Raw genomic sequence first — 19,857 nt, 5'->3', positions numbered from 1 at the left:
GTGCGATGGGAGGCCTCATGGCGGGTCGGGTCAGGCTGGTCGATGTGGCCGAGCGCGCGGGCGTCTCGATGAAGACCGTGTCGAACGTGGTGAACGGCTACGCGCACGTGCAACCTAAGCTTCGCGAACGGGTCCAGGCGGCGATCGACGAACTCGGCTACCGGCCCAACCTCACGGCCCGGCGCCTCGCGACCGGCAAGACCGGCATGATCGCCCTCGCCATGCCCGAGATCGACCACCCCTACTTCGCCGAGATCGCCAGTCACCTCGCCGCCGCGGCCGCGGCGGGCGGCTACCGCGTCATCATCGAGCAGACGCTCAACGACCCCGTCGCGGAGCGCGCCGTCCTGCGCGACCGCGAGGCGGGCCTCGTGGACGGCGTCATCTTCCAGCCCACGCGCATGGCCACGCTCGAGATCGCGAAGCTGCACGACGACCTGCCGCTCGTCCTCCTGGGGGAGGTCGAGGCCCCCGTCACGACCGACCACGTCATGATCGACAACGTCGCAGCGGCGGGCGCCGGCGTCCGCCACCTGCTCGCACTCGGCCGCCGCCGCATCGCGTTCCTCGGCCTCGTCCACGGCGACGTCACCGCCACGAACCGGCAACGCCTGCTCGGCTACCAGGAGGCGCTGATCGAGGCCGGCATCCGGCCCGACCCGACGCTCGTCCTCACCGCCGACGGCTTCAGCGCGCAGGATGCGCACGCCGCCGTCGACGCCGCGGTGGCGGCCGGACTCGAGTTCGACGCCGTGCTCTGCCGCGACGACCGCTTCGCCGCAGGGGCCGTGACCGCGCTCCGTCATGCCGGCCTGGCGGTGCCCGAGGACATCGCCGTCGTCGGCTGGGACGACACGGCGATCACGGCGTACACGGCACCGACCCTCACGTCGATCGCCCCCGACAAACGCGCCCTGGCCGAGCGCGCGTTCGAGCTGCTGCTCGAGCGCATGCGCGGGCACCATGGGCCGGGCCGCCACGTGGTGGTCGACCACACGATCGCCGTTCGGGAGAGCGCGCCCGCGGGCTGAGCGAGGCGCGGCACGGCACGGCACGGCACGATACGGCGCGGCCCATGACGGCGCGGCAGCCACCCGAGTGCCGCTCACCCGCGCTCGGCTTTACAGCGCTGCACGAATAGTGGATGATTCCAGCCATGCAGATCTCGACGTCGAAGCGTGCAGCGGCCCTGGACGGCACCTATCCTCGACCGCAGCTCCGTCGCGAGGCCTGGGCGGACCTGACCGGCGAGTGGGAGTTCGCGTACGACGACGACGATCGAGGCCGCCACGAGGGGTGGCACCTGGCCGGCGCCGCCTTCGACCGCACCATCACGGTGCCGTTCCCGCCGGAGTCGCCGGCGTCGGGAATCGGCGACACGGGCTTCCACCCGATCGTCTGGTACCGGCGCCACGTCAGCACGGAAGACCTCGGCACGGCCGGCGCCGTCGACGGGACGAGCCGCGTGCTGGTGCACTTCGGCGCGGTCGACTTCCGGTCCGAGGTCTGGGCCGACGGCCGCCTGCTCGGCGTGCACGAGGGCGGTCAGACGCCCTTCGCGCTCGAGATCCCCGCGGACCTCGTCGCGACCGGCTTCTCGCTCGTGGTCCGCGCCGAAGACGATCATGCCGACGTCTCGCAGCCGCGCGGCAAGCAGGACTGGCTCGAGGAGCCGCATGTCATCTGGTACCACCGCACGACGGGGATCTGGCAGCCGGTCTGGCTCGAGGCGGTCCCCGACGACCACCTCGTCCGACTCGGCTGGGCCGCCGATCTCGTCCGCGCCAGCGTCGACCTCCGGGTTCGCCTGTCGCGGCGGCCGCGCCGACGCCTCCTGCTCGACGTCCGCATCGAGCACGACGGCGTCGAGCTGGCCGCCATGCGTACGCCGCTCCGCGAGCCCGAGCAGGCGGTGACGCTGCACCTGCCCGACCAGGGCAACGGACAGGCCTACGAGCGGTTGCTCTGGTCGCCGGAACGCCCCACGCTGCTGGATGCACGGCTCAGGATCGTCGACGAGGACGGCACCGTCGTCGACGAGGTCCTGTCGTATCTCGGACTTCGCAGCGTCGACGTCCACGGCGGCCGGTTCCTCCTCAACGATCGCCCGTACTACGTGCGCTCGGTCCTCGAACAGGGCTACTGGCCGGAGACCCACCTCGCCGCGCCCGGCGCCGACGCGCTCCGCGCCGAGGTCGAGCTGATCCGGGAGCTGGGCTTCAACGCGGTCCGACTGCACGAGAAGGCCGAAGACCCGCGGCTCCTGTTCTGGGCCGACCGACTGGGTCTGCTGGTCTGGGGCGAGATCGGCAGCGCCTTCGAGTTCTCCCCCCGCGCGATCGAGCGCACCGTCACCGAATGGATGGAGGTCGTCACGCGCGACGCCTCGCACCCGTCGATCGTCACCTGGGTGCCGATCAACGAGAGCTGGGGCGTCCAGCACGCGTCCCACGACCCGGCGCAGCAGGCGTACATCCGCGCCCTGTTCCACCTCACGAAGGCCCTTGACCCGACCAGGCCCGTGATCTCCAACGATGGGTGGGAGCACGCCGAGTCCGACCTGCTCACCATTCACGACTATGCGACGAGCGGCGCGGAGCTCCGCCGATCCTATGGTGACGAGGCATCCGTCGACGCCCTCGTGAGCGGCGTCGGGCCGGCCGGCCGACGCCTCACCCTCACGTCGGCCGCTCGAGACGGCGCCCCCGTGATGGTGACGGAGTTCGGCGGCGTCTCGTTCGCCCCGTCGGCGCCCGCCGACGCGTGGGGGTACTCGGCCGCGTCGACGGCCGAGGACTTCGAGCGCCGTCTCCGAGACCTCGTCGGCGCCCTCCAGGCATCGCCCGTGCTCGCCGGGTTCTGCTACACACAGCTGACCGACACCCGGCAGGAGACGAACGGACTCACCGACGAGCACCGGCGGCCGAAACTGCCGGTCGAGACGCTCCGCTCGATCGTCCTCGGCGAGACCGCGCGCTGACCGTCAGTGTTCGGCGCGGTGAGCGGCGCCCACCGCGCGCACCGCATCACGCAGGTGCTCGAGCGCGGGCAGTGCGGCGATCAGCGCGTCGCGCTCGGCCTCGCTGAGCTGACCCGCGGCCTCACCGAGGCGTTTGGCGCTCGCCCGATCGAAGCGGGCGAGGCGACGGATGGCCCGCTTCGAGGCTTTCACGTCGACGTACCGCCGGTTCGTCTCGGCGTGATGCCTGGTGATCAGACCGTCGGCCTCGAGCGTCTTCAGCAGATTGCTCACGGCCGGCCGGCTCAATCCCAGCTCAGCGGCGAGCTCGCCAGGCGGTCTCACCACGCCGGACGGCAGTGCGCGCAGCAACTCGACCTGCGAGTCGGGCAGCTCGGGCAGACGGACGTCGGTGCGGGCGAGCCGGACCAGCGCACGGCGCAAGGGCAGGATCGCCCCATTGAGCCGGGCCACGGCTTCGGTGTCGAGCGTGTCGGGTTCGCCGGCGACGGTTCGGGTTTCGTCTTGGGCGGTCACGGGTGCCTCCCTACCTAGACCCCAGTTATCTCCCCAAAACCGCCCCGCGTCAAGCTCCCCCTTCACGGGGTGCACGCACCGGCGCTCACGCCGTGCGCGTCGCGACGTCCCGCCGGCCGAGCAGGATGCCGAGCGCGATCATCGTCACGGCCAAGACGCCGTGCAGCCAGTTGTCCGCACTGTTCAGCGGCACGAAGTTGGCGGGGTGGTCGCCGCTCAGGAACAGGCCGTACACGAGGAGGACGGCATACACGACGCCTCCCCAGATGAGGTAGTTCTTCGAGGCCGCGAACCCGGTGGCGGCCGCGAGCCCGACCAGCCCGTAGAGCAGGTGCACGATGTTGTGCAGGATCGACACCTGGAACACGCCGAGCAGCAATGCCTGGGATTCGTGCCCGGCGAACTGGATCGTCTCGAGCTGCACGGTCACACCCGGGATGAACCCGGCGACGCCCACGACGAGGAACACGATGCCGTAGACGAGGGCGACCTTCTGGATCGTCGTCTCCGCGTAGCGGGTGCGTCCGGCGGAGCGAGCGGTGCTGTGCATGGCGACCTCCTGATCAGGGTGCGGGCTCCGGGGGGTAGTCGGGCGGCTCGGGCACGATGTGCAGGCCGCTCGTGGCGTTGGCCGTCTCGGCGAGGCGATCGAGCCAGGCCCGATTGATCGACGGCGTGCGGCTGCCGTAGAACTTGTAGACGATCGAGGCGGCCGGGTGCACCCAGATGATGGTGCGGCCATCGCCGGTGGACACATCGTCCTTCCAGGTGAAGTGGAAGGACTCGCCCCGACGCAGCTTCGAACCGATGACGAGTTGCAGATGGGCGAGCACCCGATCATCGAAGTCGACCCGGATCGTGCCGTCATAGACGAACTTCCCCATCGCCCGCTCCCCTCTCCGGAATCGCGACCGCTGTTGTCCGATGGCGCCATTTTCGTCCCCCCACACCCGACCGCAACCCCCTTGCGGTCCAGATGTCCGCGCGGATGATCGCCTCCATGAGACGTCTCCATTACACCGGCGGATCCGTGATCACCGCCGATGCCGTCTGCAAGGCGACGCTCCGCTACGCGCGCGCGCTCGCCGAGGACCACACCTCGGACGTCGTGACGATCCCGGTCCTCGTCGAGGGCGGCACCATCGCCAAAGCGCATCTCCTCCTGGGGCCTGCGAGTCAGCTCCTCGACGTCCCCGTCGGCGACGCGATCGACGAGTTCCCGTCGTCGGAGGTCGTCGCGGATCTCGAACGCCGCACGCTCCTGCTCCAACCGTCACGACCGGAATGGCCCGATGAGATGGAGGATGTGGCCACGATCGACGAGTACGCCTGAGCCGTGCCCGAGCGGCGTCAGCGCCTCGGTTCGGCCACCGGTGCGGACGAGTCGGCGTCAGCGCCGGCTCCGGATGCCACGTCGACCGTCTCGGATGCATCGCCCGGGCCGGGGGACGTCGGGTCGGCCTCGGCGAGGTGGCGGTCGAGATGTTCGCCGTCGACGTCCCCGTCGGCAGCCGCGACTCGAGCCACCCCGGCATCTGCCACGCGCGCTCGCCGAGGAGCTTCATCACCGCCGGCACGAAGGTCATCCGGACGACGAACGCGTCGACGAAGACGCCGACGGCGAGCGCCAGCGCGATCGGCTTGATCGTCGAGTCGGCGCCGGGCACGAACGTCGCGAACACCGCGAACATGATGAGCGCGGCAGCGGTGACGATCGGTGCCGACCTGATGAATCCATGCGTGATCGCCGACCGCGCCCCGGCGCCGTGCGCGTGTTTCACCGCACGCCGAGGCGCGGCGTGCGCGCCGATCCACGACCGGCTGACCCGCAGGCTAGCAGAAATTATCCGTGTGGATATTTTCGCTGGCGCTAGGCCGTCCCGACCGAGCTCGCGCCGGGCGGCAGGAGGAGCTCGCCGAGCAGGCGCATACCGTCGAGCATGTTCACCCGGTCATCGAGCAGCCACTGCGTCGACAGCCCGTCGCTCGCGGCGATGACGAGCGCGGCGGTGGTCTCGAGCGGCACGTCCTCACGCACGACCCCGGCCTCGCGGCCGGCGCGCAGGATCCCGGTCACATCCGCCCGCATCTCGCGGTAGCGTTCGACGAAGTACTCGCGCGAGTATGCGTTGTCTCGCTCGAGCGCGCGCGCGATCATCGCGTTGTAGAGCGCCATCAACCCCGGCTGATGCAGGCTCAGGTCGGCCATCGCCGCCGCGAAGCCGGCCGGGCTCTCGCTCTCCTCGTTCGCGAGTTGCTCGCGCGCACGGGCGTCCGCCTGCCTGAGCACCTCGAGGAACAGCTGCTCGCGCGATCCGAAGTGATGCTTGAGCACGGGGTGGGTCACCCCGAGCGCATCGGCGATCGAGCGCAGCGACGTGCCGTCGGCCCCGAGCTCGTGGAACACCTCGAGCGCCCGGTCGACGATCTGCTGCTTGCGCATCGCGCTCTTCGCGTACGGGCCGCGATCGGAGTGCTGGGCCACGCGTCCCTCATTCGATGTCCGGTCGATGTCGGCGGACCCCACTGCGCGGCCCGCCCGTCCTCCGACATCGTATGCGGATCGAACCAGCGCGTGACTCGACCCCGTCGCGAAGCGCGAGTCAGCGCGACGCATGAAATTATCCATGTGGATATTTTCGTGCTACCGTGTCGCTCACGGCGCAGACTTCCGCGTCGCCGTCGAGAACCGAACGGAGCGAGCATGTCGTCCAATCCGAGTACCACCGTCGAGCACGCGCGACGAGGAGACGCGAACGACCCGACCTGGTGGCGGCAGGCCGTCGTCTACCAGGTCTATCCCCGCAGCTTCGCGGACTCGAACGGCGACGGGATCGGCGACCTGCGCGGCGTGCGCTCGCGCGTGGAGTACCTCGCCTCGCTCGGCGTCGACGCCGTCTGGCTGAGCCCCTTCTATCCCTCGGCGCTGACCGACGGCGGCTACGACGTGGACGACTACCGCGACGTCGATCCGACGCTCGGCACGCTGGAGGACTTCGACGCGCTCGTCGACGAGCTCCACCGCCACGGCATCAAGATCATCGTCGACATCGTCCCCAATCACAGCTCCGACCGTCATGCCTGGTTCCAGGAGGCGCTCGCCGCGGGACGGGGTTCGCCCGCCCGCGACCGCTACCTCTTCCGCGAGGGCCGCGGCGCGAACGGTGAGCTTCCGCCGACCGACTGGTCGGCGCTCTTCGGCGGCTCCGCCTGGACGCGCGTGGACGACGGCCAGTGGTACCTCGGCCTCTTCACGCCGAACCAGCCCGACTGGAACTGGAAGCATCCCGAGGTCCGCGAGGACTTCCTCCGCACGCTGCGGTTCTGGGGCGACCGTGGCGTCGACGGCTTCCGCGTCGACGTCGCGATGGGCCTGGCCAAGGATCTCCGCGATCCGCTCCCGAGCTGGGAGATGATCGCACCGGGCCTGGCCATCCTGAAGGGCCTCGTCTTCGACGATCCGTTCGCCGAAGGGCAGCATCCGCTCTTCGACCGCGACGAGGTGCACGACATCTACGCCGAGTGGCGCACCGTCTTCGACAGGTACTCGCCGCCGCTGTTCGCCGTCGCCGAGGCGTGGGTGGCGCCGCATCGGAGGGTTCGCTACGCGAGCGCGGACAGCCTCGGGCAGGCCTTCAACTTCGATCTGCTCACCGCACCCTGGAGCGCGCGCGACGTGACGGCGATCGTGCAGCACAACCTCGATCTGGCCGCGCGCGCCGGCAGCTCGAGCACCTGGGTGTTCTCCAACCACGACGTCGTCCGCCACGCCACCCGGCTCGGGCTGCCGGACGCCGCCGACACCCGGCGGATCGACGCGGTGGATGCGGAGGTCGGTCTGCAGCGCGCGACCGCCGCGACGCTCCTCGCGCTCGCCCTGCCCGGAAGCGCCTACCTCTATCAGGGAGAGGAGCTCGGACTCCCGGAGGTCACCGACATCCCGGCCGAGCAGTGGCAGGACCCGATGGCGCACCTCGTCGACGGGGTCGTCGTGACCAGAGACGGATGCCGCGTGCCGCTGCCCTGGACGACGCATGGTGTGTCCTTCGGCTTCGGGAACCACGCGCCGCACCTGCCGCAGCCCGAGTGGTTCGGATCGCTCTCGGTCGAGGCGCAGACCGGCGCCGAAGGCTCCACGCTCTCGCTCTACCGGGCGGCGCTCCGCATCCGCGGCGAGCTGCAGGCGGACGAGACGGTCGTCTGGCTCGACCTCGGCGACGACGTGCTCGCCTTCTCCCGGAGCACCGGCTGGACGTCGATCACCAATTTCGGCGCGTCCGCCGTCCCGCTGCCTCCGGGACGCGTCCTCGTGAGCTCGCTTCCGCTCACGCCCGACGGCGAGCTGCCCGGCAACGCCACCGTCTGGCTGCAGACCGAGTCAGAGGAGCGGTGAACCCATGTCGACGAACATTCCTCTCGTTCCGCCGTCTGAGACCCACCCGGTCGTCATCGTCGGCGCCGGCCCGTCCGGCCTTGCCGCAGCGCGTGCGCTGCTGACCCGAGGCATCCCGTACGTCCATCTGGAGCGTCACGTCGACGTGGGCGGGATCTGGGATCTCGACAACCCGGGGACGCCGATGTACCAGAGCGCGCACTTCATCTCGTCACGGGACAAGTCGGGCTTCTTCGATACGCCCATGCCGAGCCGGTTCGGCGACTACCCGTCGCGCGCGGAGATCCTCGAGTACACGCGCGGGTTCGCCGAGGCGTACGGCCTTCGAAAGCGCATCCGGTTCGGCACCGCGGTCACCGGCATCCGCCAGGATGAGACGACCGGGGTGTGGACCGTCAGCACCGACTCGTCAGACCTCGAGGCGTCGGCGGTGATCTGCTGCACGGGCGTGACCTGGGATCCGAAGCTCCCGGAGGTGCCCGGCGACTTCGCCGGCGAGATCCGCCACTCGGTGACCTACGTCGCGCCCGAGGAGTTCGCCGGCAAACGGGTGCTCGTCGTGGGCCTCGGCAACTCGGGCGCCGACATCGCCTGCGACGCGGCGGCGAACGCGAGCCGTGCGTTCATCAGCACCCGGCGCGGCTACCACTTCGTGCCCAAGCACCTCTTCGGGAAGCCCGCCGACACGACCGAGCACCTCCCGATCTGGCTGGAGCGGCTCCTCTACCGGGTGTTCGCGCCCATCGTCATCGGCGACGTCCGGCGCTGGGGACTGCCCCGGCCCGAGCATCGGCTCTTCGAGTCGCATCCGCTCATCAACACGCAGCTCCTGCACTACCTCCAGCACGGCGACATCACCGCCAAGCCCGGGATCGGCCGGTTCGAGGGCGGGGAGGTCGTCTTCACCGACGGCACCCGCGAGGCCGTCGACCTCGTCATGTTCGCGACCGGCTATGACATGTCCATCCCCTACCTGCCGCACGAGTACCTCGACTGGGTGGGCGGACGACCGAAGATGTACCTCAACGCGTTCGCCCCACGCCCCGGGCTCTTCGGCCTCAGCTACATCGAGGTGAACTCGAGCGCGTACACCCTGTTCGACCGAATCGCGCACCTCGTGGCCGAGCACCTGAGCGACATCCGGACCGACCCCGCGCGCGCCGCGCGCCTGCGGCACATCGTGGCCACCGAGACGCCGGATCTCTCCGGAGGCATCCGCTTCGTGGGCAGCGACCGGCACGCGACCTACGTCGAGGTGCGCGCCTTCCGTCGCGAGCTCCGGCGGCTCGCCTCGCGGATGGGCTGGGACGACCTCGAGCCCGGACGGTTCGCCACCTACATCCACGCGGACGCGCGAGCGGACGCACGAACAGCGGTGGCGCCGTGACCGCCCGCCGCCCGCTCGCCCTCGAGCTGGATCAGCTCCTCCCCCGGACCTGAGCGTCGCCATCCCCATCTCGGGCCGCCTGAGCCCGACCGATCTGAAGGAAGAACCCATGCGTTGTCTCGTCACCGGTGCCACCGGATTCCTGGGCAGCAATCTCGTGCGAAGCCTGCTCGAGCGCGGCCACGACGTCCTCGCGACCGGCGCGCCCGGTTCGACCACGCGGTATCTGGAGGATCTTCCGCTGCGCGTACAGCTCGCGGACCTGACCGACCCCGCGGAGCTCCCCCCGCTCGTCGACGGCCAGGACTGGGTCTTCCACGTCGCCGGCGACACGTCGACGTGGAACCGGCTCGCCGCGCGGCGCCGGAAGGTGAACGTGGAGGCCACGATCGCCCTCGCGGACGCGAGCCTCTCGGCGGGCGTGGGGCGATTCATCCATACCAGCACGCTCGACGTGCACGGCTACAACCGCGACGGCTCCGCCCTCCCCGAGCGATCGGGCGACCGCTCGTTCTTCGGCATCGGCTACGACTACGCGGACTCGAAGGCCGAGGGAGAGGCGCAGGCCAGGGCGCGGATCGCGCGTGGCCTGGACGTCGTGGTCGTCTATCCCGGCTTCATGATCGGCCCCTACGACCACACCCTCCAACTCGGACGGGTCGTCCGAGACCTGCAGGCCGGCAAGCTCACGTTCGCTCCGCCCGGCACGTCGTCGTTCTGCGACGTCCGCGCGGTGGCGGACGGCATGGTCGCGGCCGCGGAGCGCGGGCGGACCGGGGCGGGCTACAACCTCACCGGCGAGAACCGGACCTACGTGGACATGTTCACTCGCATCGCCGAGGTGATCGGTGCCGCCAGGATGCCGACCCGCGTCTCACCCACCGGGCTGGCGGCGTTGGGTGCGGTCTCGCAGTTCGCCGCGCGATTCACGGGCCGCCCGCCGGCGATGGATCCTGGGATGGCGAAGTACCTGTCCGCCCCGCAGGCCTCGGACTGGAGCGCCGCCCGCCGCGACCTCGGCTATCACCCGCGCGATCTCGACCGGGCGGTCCGCGACGCCAGGAACTGGTACGACGAGCACATGCCCGCCGGCGCGCGGTGACGCGGCGATGCTGAAGCCTCGCACCATGTGGCGAACACCCACTCGTCCGTAGGCCCGGCCCCGGCTCCGCTCCTGCTCCCGGCGAGCCGTGCGCCTATCGTGGCGCGGGCGGCTCGCCGACGGCACCGGAGGGTGCGGCGGGTCCGACGACGGCCTCGACCAGCCGGTCGGCGAGGCCGGGCGACACGGGGGTCCGCGTCAGGACGCGGAAGACGAGCGCGCCGACGAGCGCTTCGATGATCTCGGGGATGGGCGCGTCGGGACGCAGATCGGATGCCTCGACGGCGGCCTCGAGACGTGTGACGAGCGCGGAGCCCGAGAAGATGCTCTCGTCCAGCCGCCGTCCGACCTCGGCGTTCTCGCTCGCGGCGGCGACCAGCGAGCGGAGCAACGCCTCGTTCCGCTCATCGCCGATGAAGGTGAGCACTTCGACGAGCCACGCGGTGAGGTCGGCGCGCACGTCGCCCGTGTCGGGCGGGAGGAAGTGATCGGGCATGAGCACGCCCTCGAGCAGGCATTCGGCGACCAGCGCGCCCTTCGAGGGCCACCACCGGTAGATGGTCTGCTTGCCGACACCGGCCTCGGCCGCGATGCCCTCCATCGTGAGATGGTCGTATCCGCGTTCGGCGAACTGATGGGCCGTCGCGCGCAGGATGGCGAGCCGAGCCGCCTCGCTCCGCGCCGCTCCGCGCCGTCCCTCCGCCATCCTCACATCCTATGTTCAGTCAGCGAGACGATCCGTTGCGTATTCTAGTCCGCGGATCTCGGGGCGGCCCGGATCCCGGAGAGGGACTGACGTGGCGGAACTGCTCTATCGGCTCGGCACGTTCGCGGCGCGACGCGCGTGGACGGTCATCATCGCGTGGGTGGGCATCCTCGCCGTCGCGGGCATCGGCTTCGCGATCGGGTTCAAGGGGCTCGCCACGAGCTTCGACATCCCGGGCACGGCCTCCGGCGAGGTGACCGAGGAGCTCCAGGAACGCCTGCCCGACTTCAGCGGGGCATCCGGAACCGTCGTCTTCGAGACCGACGACGGCTCAGCGCTGAGCGACGACCAGCGCTCCGCGATCAGCGACCTGGTCGCGAGCGGTGCCGACCTGCCCGACGTCGCCTCGCTCGTCGACCCCTTCGAAGCCGATGCCCAGCTCACCGACCAGCGTCAGCAGGTCGTCGACGGCCGGCAGCAGCTCGAAGACGGGCGTGCGCAACTCGACGACGGTCAGGTGCAGCTCGACGCCGCCCGCGCCGAGCTCGAGGCCGGACAGGCGCAGCTCGACGCGGCCCGCGCGCAGGCCGAGGCGGCGGGCGCGCCCGCTGCGGCGCTCGCGCCGCTCGACGCCCAGCAGGCGCAGCTCGACGCGGGCCTCGCCCAGCTCGAGACGCAGCAGGCGACGATCGATGCCAGCCGTGCTGAGCTCACCTCCGGCGAGGCCGAGCTCGCCCGCGGCGAGGAGCTGCTCGGGCTCGCCGACGGCATCGGCGTGGTGTCCGAGGACGGCTCGACCGCGCTCGTGAACGTGGCCTTCACGGAGCCGCGCCTCGAGCTCCCCGAGGAGTCGAAGCAGGCCGTCATCGACCACTTCGAGTCCGAGCCGGTGGACGGCGTGCAGGTGTCGTTCTCGACCGACATCGCCCAGGGCGTCCCCTCGCTCCTCGGGATCGGCGAGATCGTCGGCGTGATCTTCGCCGCGGTCGTGCTGCTCGTCATGCTCGGCTCGGTCCTCGCCGCCTCACTGCCGATCATGACGGCACTCGTCGGCGTCGCGATCGCCGCACTCGGCAGCCTCGCCTTCTCGGGCGTCGTGCAGATGGCCTCGGTCACCCCGATCCTCGGGGTCATGCTCGGCCTCGCGGTCGGCATCGACTACTCCCTGTTCATCATCAACCGCCATCGCAAGCAGCTGCTCGAGGGTGCCGACGTCGGCGAATCGGTCGGCCTCGCGAACGGCACCGCGGGCAACGCCGTGGTCTTCGCGGGCACCACGGTGATCGTGGCCCTGCTCGCGCTGAACGTGACCGGCGTGCCCTTCCTCGGGCTCATGGGCACGGTCGGCGCCATCGGCGTGGCCGTCGCCGTGCTCATCGCGGTGAGCCTCACTCCCGCGCTGCTCGGCCTGATCGGCGTGCGGGTGCTCGGCCGGCGCGCTCGCGCCCGCATCGGCGAGGTGCACCACGACGACACCGGCGCGAAGCCCATGTCGAACTGGCGCGCGGTGGCGACCGTGCTCGCGACGGCCGCGGCGCTCCTCACGATCGCGATCCCCGCGCTCTCGATGCGGGTGGGCCTGCCCGACGGCTCGTCGGAGCCGCACGAGTCCGCCTCCTATCAGGCGTTCGCCACGACCGAGGCGGCGTTCGGCGCCGGCGCGACCGGCCCGCTGCTCGTCACCGCGGCGCTTCCCGACGGGCTCGACGACGACGCGGTGAACGAGGCCCAGCTCGAGGTGGCGCGCACGATCGCGGATCAGGAGCACGTCACGGCCGTCGCGCCGATCGCCGTCTCCGACGACCAGCGTCTCGCGGCGTTCCAGGTCGTGCCGACCGAGGGGCCGAACAGTCCGACGACCGAGCAGCTCGTGCGCGACCTCCGCGACCTGCCGCCGGTCGACGGCGACATCGCGCTCGGCGTCGCGGGCCAGGCGGCGATCAACATCGACATCTCCGAGAATCTGCTCGACGTGCTCCCGCTCTACCTCGCGGTCGTGGTCGGCCTGTCGCTGCTGATCATGATCCTGGTCTTCCGGTCCATCCTCGTGCCGCTCATCGCGACCGGCGGGTTCATCCTCTCGCTGTTCGCGACCTACGGCGCGGTCGTCGCGCTCTTCCAGTGGGGGTGGCTCGCGGAACCGCTCGGCATCCAGACGGGGCCGATCCTGAGCTTCCTGCCGGTGATCCTCGTCGGCATCCTGTTCGGGCTCGCAATGGACTACCAGCTCTTCCTCGCCTCGGGCATGCGCGAGGCGTACGTCCACGGTGCGCCCGCGCGGCTCGCGGTCGCGCGCGGGTTCCGTGCGGGCCGGTCCGTCGTGATCGCGGCAGGCCTCATCATGATCTCGGTGTTCGGCGGGTTCATCTTCGCCGAGTCGACGATGATCCGGTCGATCGGCTTCGGCCTCGCCTTCGGGGTGCTCGTCGACGCGTTCGTCGTGCGCATGCTGCTCATGCCGGCCGTCATGCATCTGATCGGCCGTTCGGCCTGGTGGATCCCCAAGTGGCTCGACCGCATCATGCCGAACGTCGACGTCGAGGGCGCCGCCCTCGAGCGCCGCCACCACGCGGCGTCACCCGCCGAGCGCGAGCCTGCGGCGACGCACTAGCGAGCGAGCGGATGCCTCGCGGCCGACGCCGGCCGCGAGGCATCCGTCAGCGCTGAGTCGGCGAGCCCGCTCGCCCGACGTGCTCGCCCCGCACATCCCGCAGCCGGCCGCCCGTACTCAGGAAGAACGGCTTGCGCTGCGGCGCGCCGCAGCGCAACACGCCGCCGGTCGGCACATCCTTCCTGAGCAAGGAACCAGAGCGGATGCCTCGTCAGCCGCGACGGCCCGCCCGCGCCGCGAACCGGTCGAGCGCGCGCAGCACGTCGTCCGCGCGCCTTCATGTGAAACGGCGAGTTTTCATAAGATGCTCGCTGCCGGGTATGAGGACCGGGCTCGTCAGGCGAGGCCCGCGCGGCGGGCGAGCACGGCGGCCTCCATGCGAGAGGCGGCGCCGAGCTTGGCGAGGACTCGTGAGACGTGCGTCTTCGCGGTCGCCTCGCTGATGCCGAGCTCGCGGCCGACCTCGGCGTTCGAGCGGCCCCGGCCGAGCGCGGCGAGCACGTCTCGCTCGCGGTCGGTGAGCGCGTCGAGACCGGGGACCGTCGCGGATTCGGCCGGTTCGGGCGCCCCGGCGAAGCGGTCGAGCAGGCGGCGGGTGACCTCGGGGGCGAGCGCGCCATCGCCGCGGGCCACGGCGAGCACGGCCTCGCGCATCGCCGGTCCGCTCGCGGACTTCAGCAGGAACCCGGCCGCGCCTGCGCGCACGGCGCCGAACACGATGTCGTCGAGATCGAACGACGTCAGCACGAGCACGTCCGCGAGGCGTTCGGCGACGATCGCCCTCGTCGCCTCGATGCCGTCCGTGCCCGGCATGCGCACGTCCATGAGCACGACATCGGGCCGCAGCGCGCGGGCGTTGCGGATCGCCGCGGCGCCGTCGGCGGCCTCGCCGACGACCTCGATGCCATCGCCGTCGAGGAGCAGGCGCAGCCCCGCCCGGATCGCGGCGTGATCGTCGGCGATCAGCACCCGCACGAGCGCGGGGCGCCCGGTCACGACGCGCTCCTCGGCACGCGGGCGCGCACGCGCCAACCCTCGCCGGCCGGCCCCGCCTCGAGCACCCCGCCCAGCCGTTCGGCGCGCTCGCGCATGAGATCGATCCCGTGGCCGGTTCCCCGGGACCCGGCCTGTGGCCGGCCCCCGGTCGACGTCACCGTGACCTCGACGGCATCGGATGCCTCGTCGAATCGGATCTCGACCTCGGCGCCTGGCCGGTGCCGCGCAGCGTTCGTGAGGCTCTCCCCCACGACCCGCGCGAGCGCCTGATCGATCGCGGTCGGCAGCACCGGTACCGACCCCACCACCGAGGCGCGCACGCCGTCACTTCGTTCGACGAGTTCGGCGAGCGCGGCGAGCCGCGGCGGAGCGACGAGCGGGTCGTCCCCGGTGCGCAGGACCAGGATCATCGAGCGCATCTCGTCGAGGCCCGCGACACCCGCCTCGCGGACGGCGCGGAGCGCGGCCCGATCCCGCTCGCCGGGCGGTCCGGCGAGCGCCGCCTCGGCATTGATCGCGATGGCCGAGAGGTTGCCCGCGATGACGTCGTGCAGGTCCCGCGCCATCCGTTCGCGCTCCTCGCGAACCGCCTCGTCGCGCTGCAGGGCGACCAGCCGCTCGGCGTCGCGCGCCCGCGCCTCCGACACCGCGGCGAGCTCACGGCTGCGCCGCACCGACATCCCCCACCAGTACGGCGTGCCGAGCAGCACGAACGCCTGCAGCGCGAAGAACACGCCGTTGCGGAGGTCCTGACCGACGAGCAGCGGGGCGGCGAGCGCGGCCACCACGACCACCACGATCGCCGCGAGCAGCACGCGCACGCGGTGCGCGGCGCCGAACAGCACCGCCGAGTAGAGCAGGTCGAAGAACACGAGCACCATGCCGAGGCTGCCGCCGAGCACCCCGTCGGCCAGGAACAGCACCGAACCCGCGGCGAGCGCGGTGAACGGCAGCCGCCGCTTCACCAGCATGACCGCCGAGCCCAGCAGGATGGGCACGAGATGCCAGAGCGGGTCGATCCCCTCGGTCCAGGGCGCGTCGACCCACAGGCCGTTGATCCCGAGGAGGGTGAGCGCGATGCCGGCGAGCGCCGTGCCGAGCGCCGCGAACCCGTCGGGGTGGGCGCGGTAGATGCGCACCGCGCGCGCCCGAACCCCGTGTTCCGCCATGCCTCTCATCCCAGCACACGACGGGCGGGCGCCGGTCGGTCGAAGGATGTACGCGGGGCACGACGTTCGCCGGACGCGCGCGGGTGCGCCCGGCGCCGACGCTGGTGGCATGACCATCGAACTCGGCCTCACGCTCGCCGCGCTCGCGCTCGTCGACAGCCTGAGCATCGGCACGCTGCTCATCCCGCTGTTCTTCCTCGTCGCACCCGGGCGTGTGCGCGCAGGCCGGGTGCTGCTCTACCTGGGCATCATCGCCGTGTTCTACTTCGCGGTCGGCATCGCGCTCACGGCGGGCGCCGGAGTCATCCTCGAGGGTGCCGCGGGCGCACTGGAGACGCCGGTGGCGCGCTGGGTGCAGCTCCTCCTCGGCGGGGCGCTGCTCGCGGGCAGCTTCTTCATCGGCCGGAGACCGCCGGCCGGGTCCTCGGCCGCTCGCACGCGAGCGCCGGAGACGCGGGTGGCGAGCGACGGCTCCACGGTCGTGAGCGGGCCGGATGCCCCGAGCCCGGCCGAACCGCGACGTCCCGGCCGCCTCGTGCGCTGGCGCGAACGCGCGATGGGCGACGGGTCACCCGCGATCGTCGTCGGGCTCGCGCTCGGCGCCGGGGTCGTCGAGCTCGCGACCATGCTGCCGTACCTCGGCGCGGTCGGCATGATCACGGCGGCCGGCCTCCCCGCCGAGATCTGGGTCGGCGTGCTCGCCGCGTACTGCGCGGTCATGATCGCGCCCGCGCTGCTCCTGCTCGCGGGGCGCGTCCTCGCGCGCCGACTCGTCGAGCCGCCGCTGCGACGCCTGGCCGGATGGCTCGAACGCACCTCCGCGGAGAACACCGCGTGGATCGTGGGCATCGTGGGCTTCCTCCTCGCCCGCGACGCGGCGACCCAGCTGGGACTCTTCGGGTTCGGCGGCTGACCGGGTACGGACTGGCGCCCGGGACATCCGTGACCGAAGGATGCGCCGTGGAGCGCCCTCAGCCGGCGGTGACCCGCTGCAGGAACGCGACCGTCTCGGCGAGCGCCGTGTGCGCCTCCTCGAACTGCGCGAGGTGGAACTGGTACTCGTGCGGCAGCGCCGGTTCGTGACCCTCCGCCCAGAACAGCGCGGTCACGTCGACGCCGGCGGCCTGCAGTGCGCGGTGCATCGGCACCGACTGCAGCCAGGTGAGGCCGTCGCCGTTGCCGCCCGTGATGAACGTCGCCGGGAAGTCCGAGGTGACGTGCTCCATGCTCGACATGAGGGTCGACTGCGCCGTGTTGGACCAGTCCTGCTCGCCGGTGTACGCCCACAGCGCGGTCTTGAAGCCCCAGCCGGCGAGCCCGCCGAGGTCGGCCATGCCCTGCAGGTCGTAGACGCCGCAGTTCAGCACGATGCCCGCGAGCTGATCGGGTGCGATCGCCGCCTCGATGCCGACGAGCGTCTCGTAGTCGGGGTTCGTGATGAGCACCGCGAGCTGGCTCGCGAGCTGCGATCCGGCGGAATCGCCCGCGAGCACGATGCGATCGGGGTCGATGCCGAGCTCGGCCGCGTTCGCCGTCAGATATCCGAGCGCCTGGTTGAGCTGGGTCACGGCCGTCGGATAGGTCGCCTCGGGGCCGACCGTGTAGTTCAGCCCGACCGTGGTGAAGCCCTCGTTGGCGAGGATGCGCAGGTAGGGGTCGACGTTCTCCTTCGAGCCCGAGATCCACGCGCCGCCGTGCACCCAGACGACGGTGGGCAGGGCCTCGGTGCCCGCGCCCGGGCTGAACACGTCGAGTGTGGTGTCGGCGCCCGCCGAGCCGTCGGCGTACTGCACGTCGAGGTGCTCGGTGAGCGGGGTGTCCGGGACGTACGGCGTCATCTCCTCGACGGTCTGCGCTCCCCCGCGCTCGAAGACCGCGCGGATCGCCATCGCCGACGGCCACGGCGTCGAGCGCAGGACGATCGCGACGACGACCGTGACGAACACGATGGCGGCGGCCGTCCAGCCGAGACGTCGTCGTGCGCGCGGCGAGAGGCGGAGGCGACGCCGGCCGCGAGGTGCCGTGCGGTGCTCTGCTCCGTCGACCGCAGCGCTCACCGGTGCTCCCTCCGCGAAAAACGACAGACGGGCCTCAGTTTGGCATGGCGTGAGCCGCGTCTCGCAACCCCGGGCGGATGTCGCGGGCCGGGCCCATACTCGAATGAGCCGGCATTCGAATCAGAAGCGAGGTGCGTGATGAGCGCGTGGACCGACGATGAGCTGCAGCGCATCGGCGAGGCCGAGGAACTTCAGGTCGCGTCGTACCGACCAGACGGCTCGCTCCGCCCGTACGTGACCATCTGGGTGGTGCGATCCGGGGACGACCTGTACGTGCGGTCGGCGTACGGTCCCGAGAACGGCTGGTTCCGGCGGGCCAAGGCGAGCCGCACCGGCCGGGTGCGCGCGGGCGGCGTCGAGCGCGATGTCGCGTTCGTCGATGCCGAGCCCGATTCGCACGCGGCCCTCGATGCCGCGTACCAGGAGAAGTACCGGCGGCATCCGGCCTCGGTCGTGCAGACCGTGGTGGGCCCCTCGGTCGTGGAGACGACGTTCCGGCTCGCGCCGGCCGACACCGCCTGACCAGGGGTCTCGGGGCCGGCACCCGCCCTAGACGACGATGACGGGCTCGCCGTATGCCGCGAGCCGCTCATCGGCCGTGAGCAGCGGGATACCCTCGACACGCGCCTGCGCGATGAGCATCCGGTCGAATGGATCGCGGTGCACGGATGGCAGCGCGCCCGCCTCGATGCCATGCAGCCCCGAGATCGCCAGTTCGTCGTAGCCGTTCTCGAGGAGCGACCTTCGGAACACCCGCGGGCTGATCTGGTAGTCCGCGCGCCCCTTCGCCGCCTTGATGCCGACCTCCCAGACGCTCGCCGCGCTGAACGTCAGCTCGTGTGCGCGGTCGCCGATCAGCCGACGCGCCTCGCGGCTCAGCCTCGGGTCATCGAGCGCAGCCCAGAGCAGCAGCTGCGTGTCGAGCAGGAAGATCATGCGCCGCCCTCGAATGCCACGCGGATCTCCTCTTCATCGATGCGATCGAAGTCGTCGGGCACAATCCCGGCTCCACGCATGAACCCGATCCTCGAGACCGGTCGTTCGACCGCGTCGATCGGACTGAGCTTGGCAACCGGCTTGCCCGCGCGGGCGATGACGATGGTGTCCCCCTCGGCGGTCTCGGCGATCAGGCGAGACAAGTGCGTCTTCGCCTCGTGCACATTCACGGTCTTCACGCGTCCTCCCGAACGTCAGGCGAGATGACTAAGTCATGAAGACTACGTCTACCTGGTGCTGCCCCCAGGTGCACCCGGCCGCGGCCAGAGGGCGACGCCGAGTGTGGCCTCGAGGCGCGCGAGGACGAAGAGATCGGCGGCCGGCCCGCCGGAGATGAGCTCGATCACCTCATCTGGATGGAGACCGGCATTCGCGGCGACCTCTGAGATCGGCCTGCCTGCGAGCGCGGCCGTGACGTTCCGCCGGAACTCGGCGATGCGGGCATCGACCATGTGGTCACTTTCTTGACCGGACATGACAGATACTCTATGCCGAGCCGGCACCGCTCGGGGAGCTCAGCGCACAGGACCGCGCCAGAGCGCCTCGCCGAGCGCGACCTCGAGCTTCGCGACGGTGTAGAGATCGGCCCAGGTCGCCCCGCCCAGGATGGCGAGCAGCGTGGCATGGCTGAGCCCCGCCACGCGCGCGACCTTTCGGACGCTCCCATCGGCCTTCGCGTCGACCGCCTCGCGAAGACGCACCGCGAACTGCCTCGCCGCCTCGCCGGCCGCATCCTTCGACGGAGTGGTCGGCCAACCCGGCGCGAGGGCCGCAGGCGAGGGTCTGGGAGTGCGAGGCATGCGGAAAGGCTACCGAGCGTTCGGTCTTTCGACGATCCATTCGAGCGCCTGCGCAGGAAATCGAGTCGATCTCACTCTTTCGCCGCGCCTGCTGCGGGACTACCGTTGGGTGCTGTCGGGAGGGTCCCGGCATCGGGGGTCGTC

The 19,857-nt window shown here is 71.2% G+C and carries 22 protein-coding genes and 1 pseudogene; 9 read left to right on the top strand and 14 right to left on the bottom strand.

Going from position 1 to position 19,857, the window contains the following annotated elements:
• Window positions 1-5 precede the first annotated feature (5 nt).
• Window positions 6-1,031, top strand: a complete 1,026-nt coding sequence (locus QU602_RS01035; protein ID WP_308798271.1) for a LacI family DNA-binding transcriptional regulator — start codon at window positions 6-8, stop codon at window positions 1,029-1,031.
• A 125-nt stretch (window positions 1,032-1,156) separates the two neighbouring features.
• Window positions 1,157-2,980 carry a glycoside hydrolase family 2 protein gene (locus QU602_RS01030; RefSeq protein ID WP_308798270.1) on the top strand — a complete coding sequence of 608 codons (1,824 nt, stop codon included), beginning with the start codon at window positions 1,157-1,159 and terminating at the stop codon, window positions 2,978-2,980.
• Window positions 2,981-2,983: 3 nt separating this feature from the next.
• Here the strand turns inward: QU602_RS01030 and QU602_RS01025 are convergent, their stop codons facing one another.
• The 3 genes from QU602_RS01025 to QU602_RS01015 all read right to left on the bottom strand — a co-directional run bounded on the left by QU602_RS01025 (window position 2,984) and on the right by QU602_RS01015 (window position 4,380).
• A complete protein-coding gene (locus QU602_RS01025; RefSeq protein WP_308798269.1) occupies window positions 2,984-3,496 on the bottom strand; it encodes a MarR family winged helix-turn-helix transcriptional regulator in 513 nt (170 codons plus the stop codon).
• Window positions 3,497-3,581: 85 nt separating this feature from the next.
• The gene (locus QU602_RS01020; protein ID WP_308798268.1) at window positions 3,582-4,046 is read right to left on the bottom strand and encodes a DUF4383 domain-containing protein; all 465 of its coding nucleotides are present in this window, start codon (window positions 4,044-4,046) and stop codon (window positions 3,582-3,584) included.
• 13 nt (window positions 4,047-4,059) lie between these two features.
• Complete coding sequence (locus tag QU602_RS01015; RefSeq protein ID WP_308798267.1) at window positions 4,060-4,380, bottom strand: DUF7882 family protein; 321 nt, start codon at window positions 4,378-4,380, stop codon at window positions 4,060-4,062.
• Window positions 4,381-4,496: 116 nt separating this feature from the next.
• Between QU602_RS01015 and QU602_RS01010 the strand changes: the two genes are divergently transcribed.
• The gene (locus tag QU602_RS01010) at window positions 4,497-4,829 is read left to right on the top strand and encodes a hypothetical protein (RefSeq protein WP_308800273.1); all 333 of its coding nucleotides are present in this window, start codon (window positions 4,497-4,499) and stop codon (window positions 4,827-4,829) included.
• A 17-nt stretch (window positions 4,830-4,846) separates the two neighbouring features.
• On the opposite strand, the gene QU602_RS01005 is transcribed toward QU602_RS01010, so the two are convergent.
• The 3 genes and pseudogenes from QU602_RS01005 to QU602_RS00995 form a co-directional block, all read right to left on the bottom strand.
• Window positions 4,847-5,038: a hypothetical protein gene (locus QU602_RS01005; RefSeq protein WP_308800272.1), complete on the bottom strand. Its 192-nt coding sequence runs from the start codon at window positions 5,036-5,038 to the stop codon at window positions 4,847-4,849.
• 47 nt (window positions 5,039-5,085) lie between these two features.
• Window positions 5,086-5,277 (bottom strand): annotated as a pseudogene (locus tag QU602_RS01000) (hypothetical protein); the annotation flags it as partial.
• An 89-nt stretch (window positions 5,278-5,366) separates the two neighbouring features.
• On the bottom strand, window positions 5,367-5,981 hold the full coding sequence (locus QU602_RS00995) for a TetR/AcrR family transcriptional regulator (RefSeq protein WP_308798266.1): 615 nt from the start codon (window positions 5,979-5,981) through the stop codon (window positions 5,367-5,369).
• Between the two features lie 219 nt (window positions 5,982-6,200).
• Here QU602_RS00995 and QU602_RS00990 point away from each other — a divergent pair, with 219 nt between their 5' ends.
• The 3 genes from QU602_RS00990 to QU602_RS00980 all read left to right on the top strand — a co-directional run bounded on the left by QU602_RS00990 (window position 6,201) and on the right by QU602_RS00980 (window position 10,378).
• Window positions 6,201-7,889 carry a glycoside hydrolase family 13 protein gene (locus QU602_RS00990; protein ID WP_308798265.1) on the top strand — a complete coding sequence of 563 codons (1,689 nt, stop codon included), beginning with the start codon at window positions 6,201-6,203 and terminating at the stop codon, window positions 7,887-7,889.
• Window positions 7,890-7,893: 4 nt separating this feature from the next.
• Window positions 7,894-9,276 carry a flavin-containing monooxygenase gene (locus QU602_RS00985; RefSeq protein WP_308798264.1) on the top strand — a complete coding sequence of 461 codons (1,383 nt, stop codon included), beginning with the start codon at window positions 7,894-7,896 and terminating at the stop codon, window positions 9,274-9,276.
• Between the two features lie 109 nt (window positions 9,277-9,385).
• Window positions 9,386-10,378 (top strand): NAD-dependent epimerase/dehydratase family protein, encoded by a 993-nt coding sequence (locus QU602_RS00980; RefSeq protein WP_308798263.1) that lies wholly within the window; start codon window positions 9,386-9,388, stop codon window positions 10,376-10,378.
• 94 nt (window positions 10,379-10,472) lie between these two features.
• On the opposite strand, the gene QU602_RS00975 is transcribed toward QU602_RS00980, so the two are convergent.
• On the bottom strand, window positions 10,473-11,084 hold the full coding sequence (locus QU602_RS00975) for a TetR/AcrR family transcriptional regulator (protein ID WP_308798262.1): 612 nt from the start codon (window positions 11,082-11,084) through the stop codon (window positions 10,473-10,475).
• Between the two features lie 91 nt (window positions 11,085-11,175).
• Between QU602_RS00975 and QU602_RS00970 the strand changes: the two genes are divergently transcribed.
• A complete protein-coding gene (locus QU602_RS00970; protein ID WP_308798260.1) occupies window positions 11,176-13,695 on the top strand; it encodes an MMPL family transporter in 2,520 nt (839 codons plus the stop codon).
• A gap of 336 nt (window positions 13,696-14,031) precedes the next feature.
• Here QU602_RS00970 and QU602_RS00965 read toward each other — a convergent pair whose 3' ends face one another.
• Window positions 14,032-14,691 carry a response regulator transcription factor gene (locus tag QU602_RS00965; protein ID WP_308798259.1) on the bottom strand — a complete coding sequence of 220 codons (660 nt, stop codon included), beginning with the start codon at window positions 14,689-14,691 and terminating at the stop codon, window positions 14,032-14,034.
• Window positions 14,688-15,860, bottom strand: a complete 1,173-nt coding sequence (locus tag QU602_RS00960) for a sensor histidine kinase (RefSeq protein ID WP_308798258.1) — start codon at window positions 15,858-15,860, stop codon at window positions 14,688-14,690. Before QU602_RS00960 ends, QU602_RS00965 begins: the two co-directional genes overlap by 4 nt.
• 109 nt (window positions 15,861-15,969) lie before the next feature.
• Here QU602_RS00960 and QU602_RS00955 point away from each other — a divergent pair, with 109 nt between their 5' ends.
• On the top strand, window positions 15,970-16,773 hold the full coding sequence (locus QU602_RS00955) for a GAP family protein (protein ID WP_308798257.1): 804 nt from the start codon (window positions 15,970-15,972) through the stop codon (window positions 16,771-16,773).
• A gap of 58 nt (window positions 16,774-16,831) precedes the next feature.
• On the opposite strand, the gene QU602_RS00950 is transcribed toward QU602_RS00955, so the two are convergent.
• A complete protein-coding gene (locus tag QU602_RS00950) occupies window positions 16,832-17,917 on the bottom strand; it encodes an alpha/beta hydrolase (RefSeq protein WP_308798255.1) in 1,086 nt (361 codons plus the stop codon).
• Window positions 17,918-18,055: 138 nt separating this feature from the next.
• On the opposite strand from QU602_RS00950, the gene QU602_RS00945 reads away from it, so the two are divergent.
• Entirely contained in the window at window positions 18,056-18,439 is a 384-nt protein-coding gene (locus QU602_RS00945) for a DUF2255 family protein (protein ID WP_308798253.1), read from the top strand.
• A gap of 27 nt (window positions 18,440-18,466) precedes the next feature.
• Here the strand turns inward: QU602_RS00945 and QU602_RS00940 are convergent, their stop codons facing one another.
• Genes QU602_RS00940 through QU602_RS00925 form a run of 4 tightly spaced genes read right to left on the bottom strand, consistent with a single transcriptional unit; the run spans window position 18,467 to window position 19,713 of the window.
• Window positions 18,467-18,853, bottom strand: coding sequence for a type II toxin-antitoxin system VapC family toxin (locus tag QU602_RS00940; protein WP_308798252.1), 387 nt, complete (start codon window positions 18,851-18,853; stop codon window positions 18,467-18,469).
• Entirely contained in the window at window positions 18,850-19,092 is a 243-nt protein-coding gene (locus tag QU602_RS00935; RefSeq protein ID WP_308798251.1) for a type II toxin-antitoxin system Phd/YefM family antitoxin, read from the bottom strand. Before QU602_RS00935 ends, QU602_RS00940 begins: the two co-directional genes overlap by 4 nt.
• A 48-nt stretch (window positions 19,093-19,140) precedes the next feature.
• Window positions 19,141-19,389 carry a hypothetical protein gene (locus QU602_RS00930; RefSeq protein ID WP_308798250.1) on the bottom strand — a complete coding sequence of 83 codons (249 nt, stop codon included), beginning with the start codon at window positions 19,387-19,389 and terminating at the stop codon, window positions 19,141-19,143.
• Between the two features lie 39 nt (window positions 19,390-19,428).
• Window positions 19,429-19,713 (bottom strand): hypothetical protein, encoded by a 285-nt coding sequence (locus tag QU602_RS00925; protein WP_308798249.1) that lies wholly within the window; start codon window positions 19,711-19,713, stop codon window positions 19,429-19,431.
• Window positions 19,714-19,857: the final 144 nt, after the last annotated feature.

Origin of the sequence: Agromyces protaetiae (assembly GCF_030866785.1) — a bacterium.
GTDB classification, from domain to species: domain Bacteria; phylum Actinomycetota; class Actinomycetes; order Actinomycetales; family Microbacteriaceae; genus Agromyces; species Agromyces silvae.
This window is presented reverse-complemented; position numbering and strand designations above follow the sequence as displayed.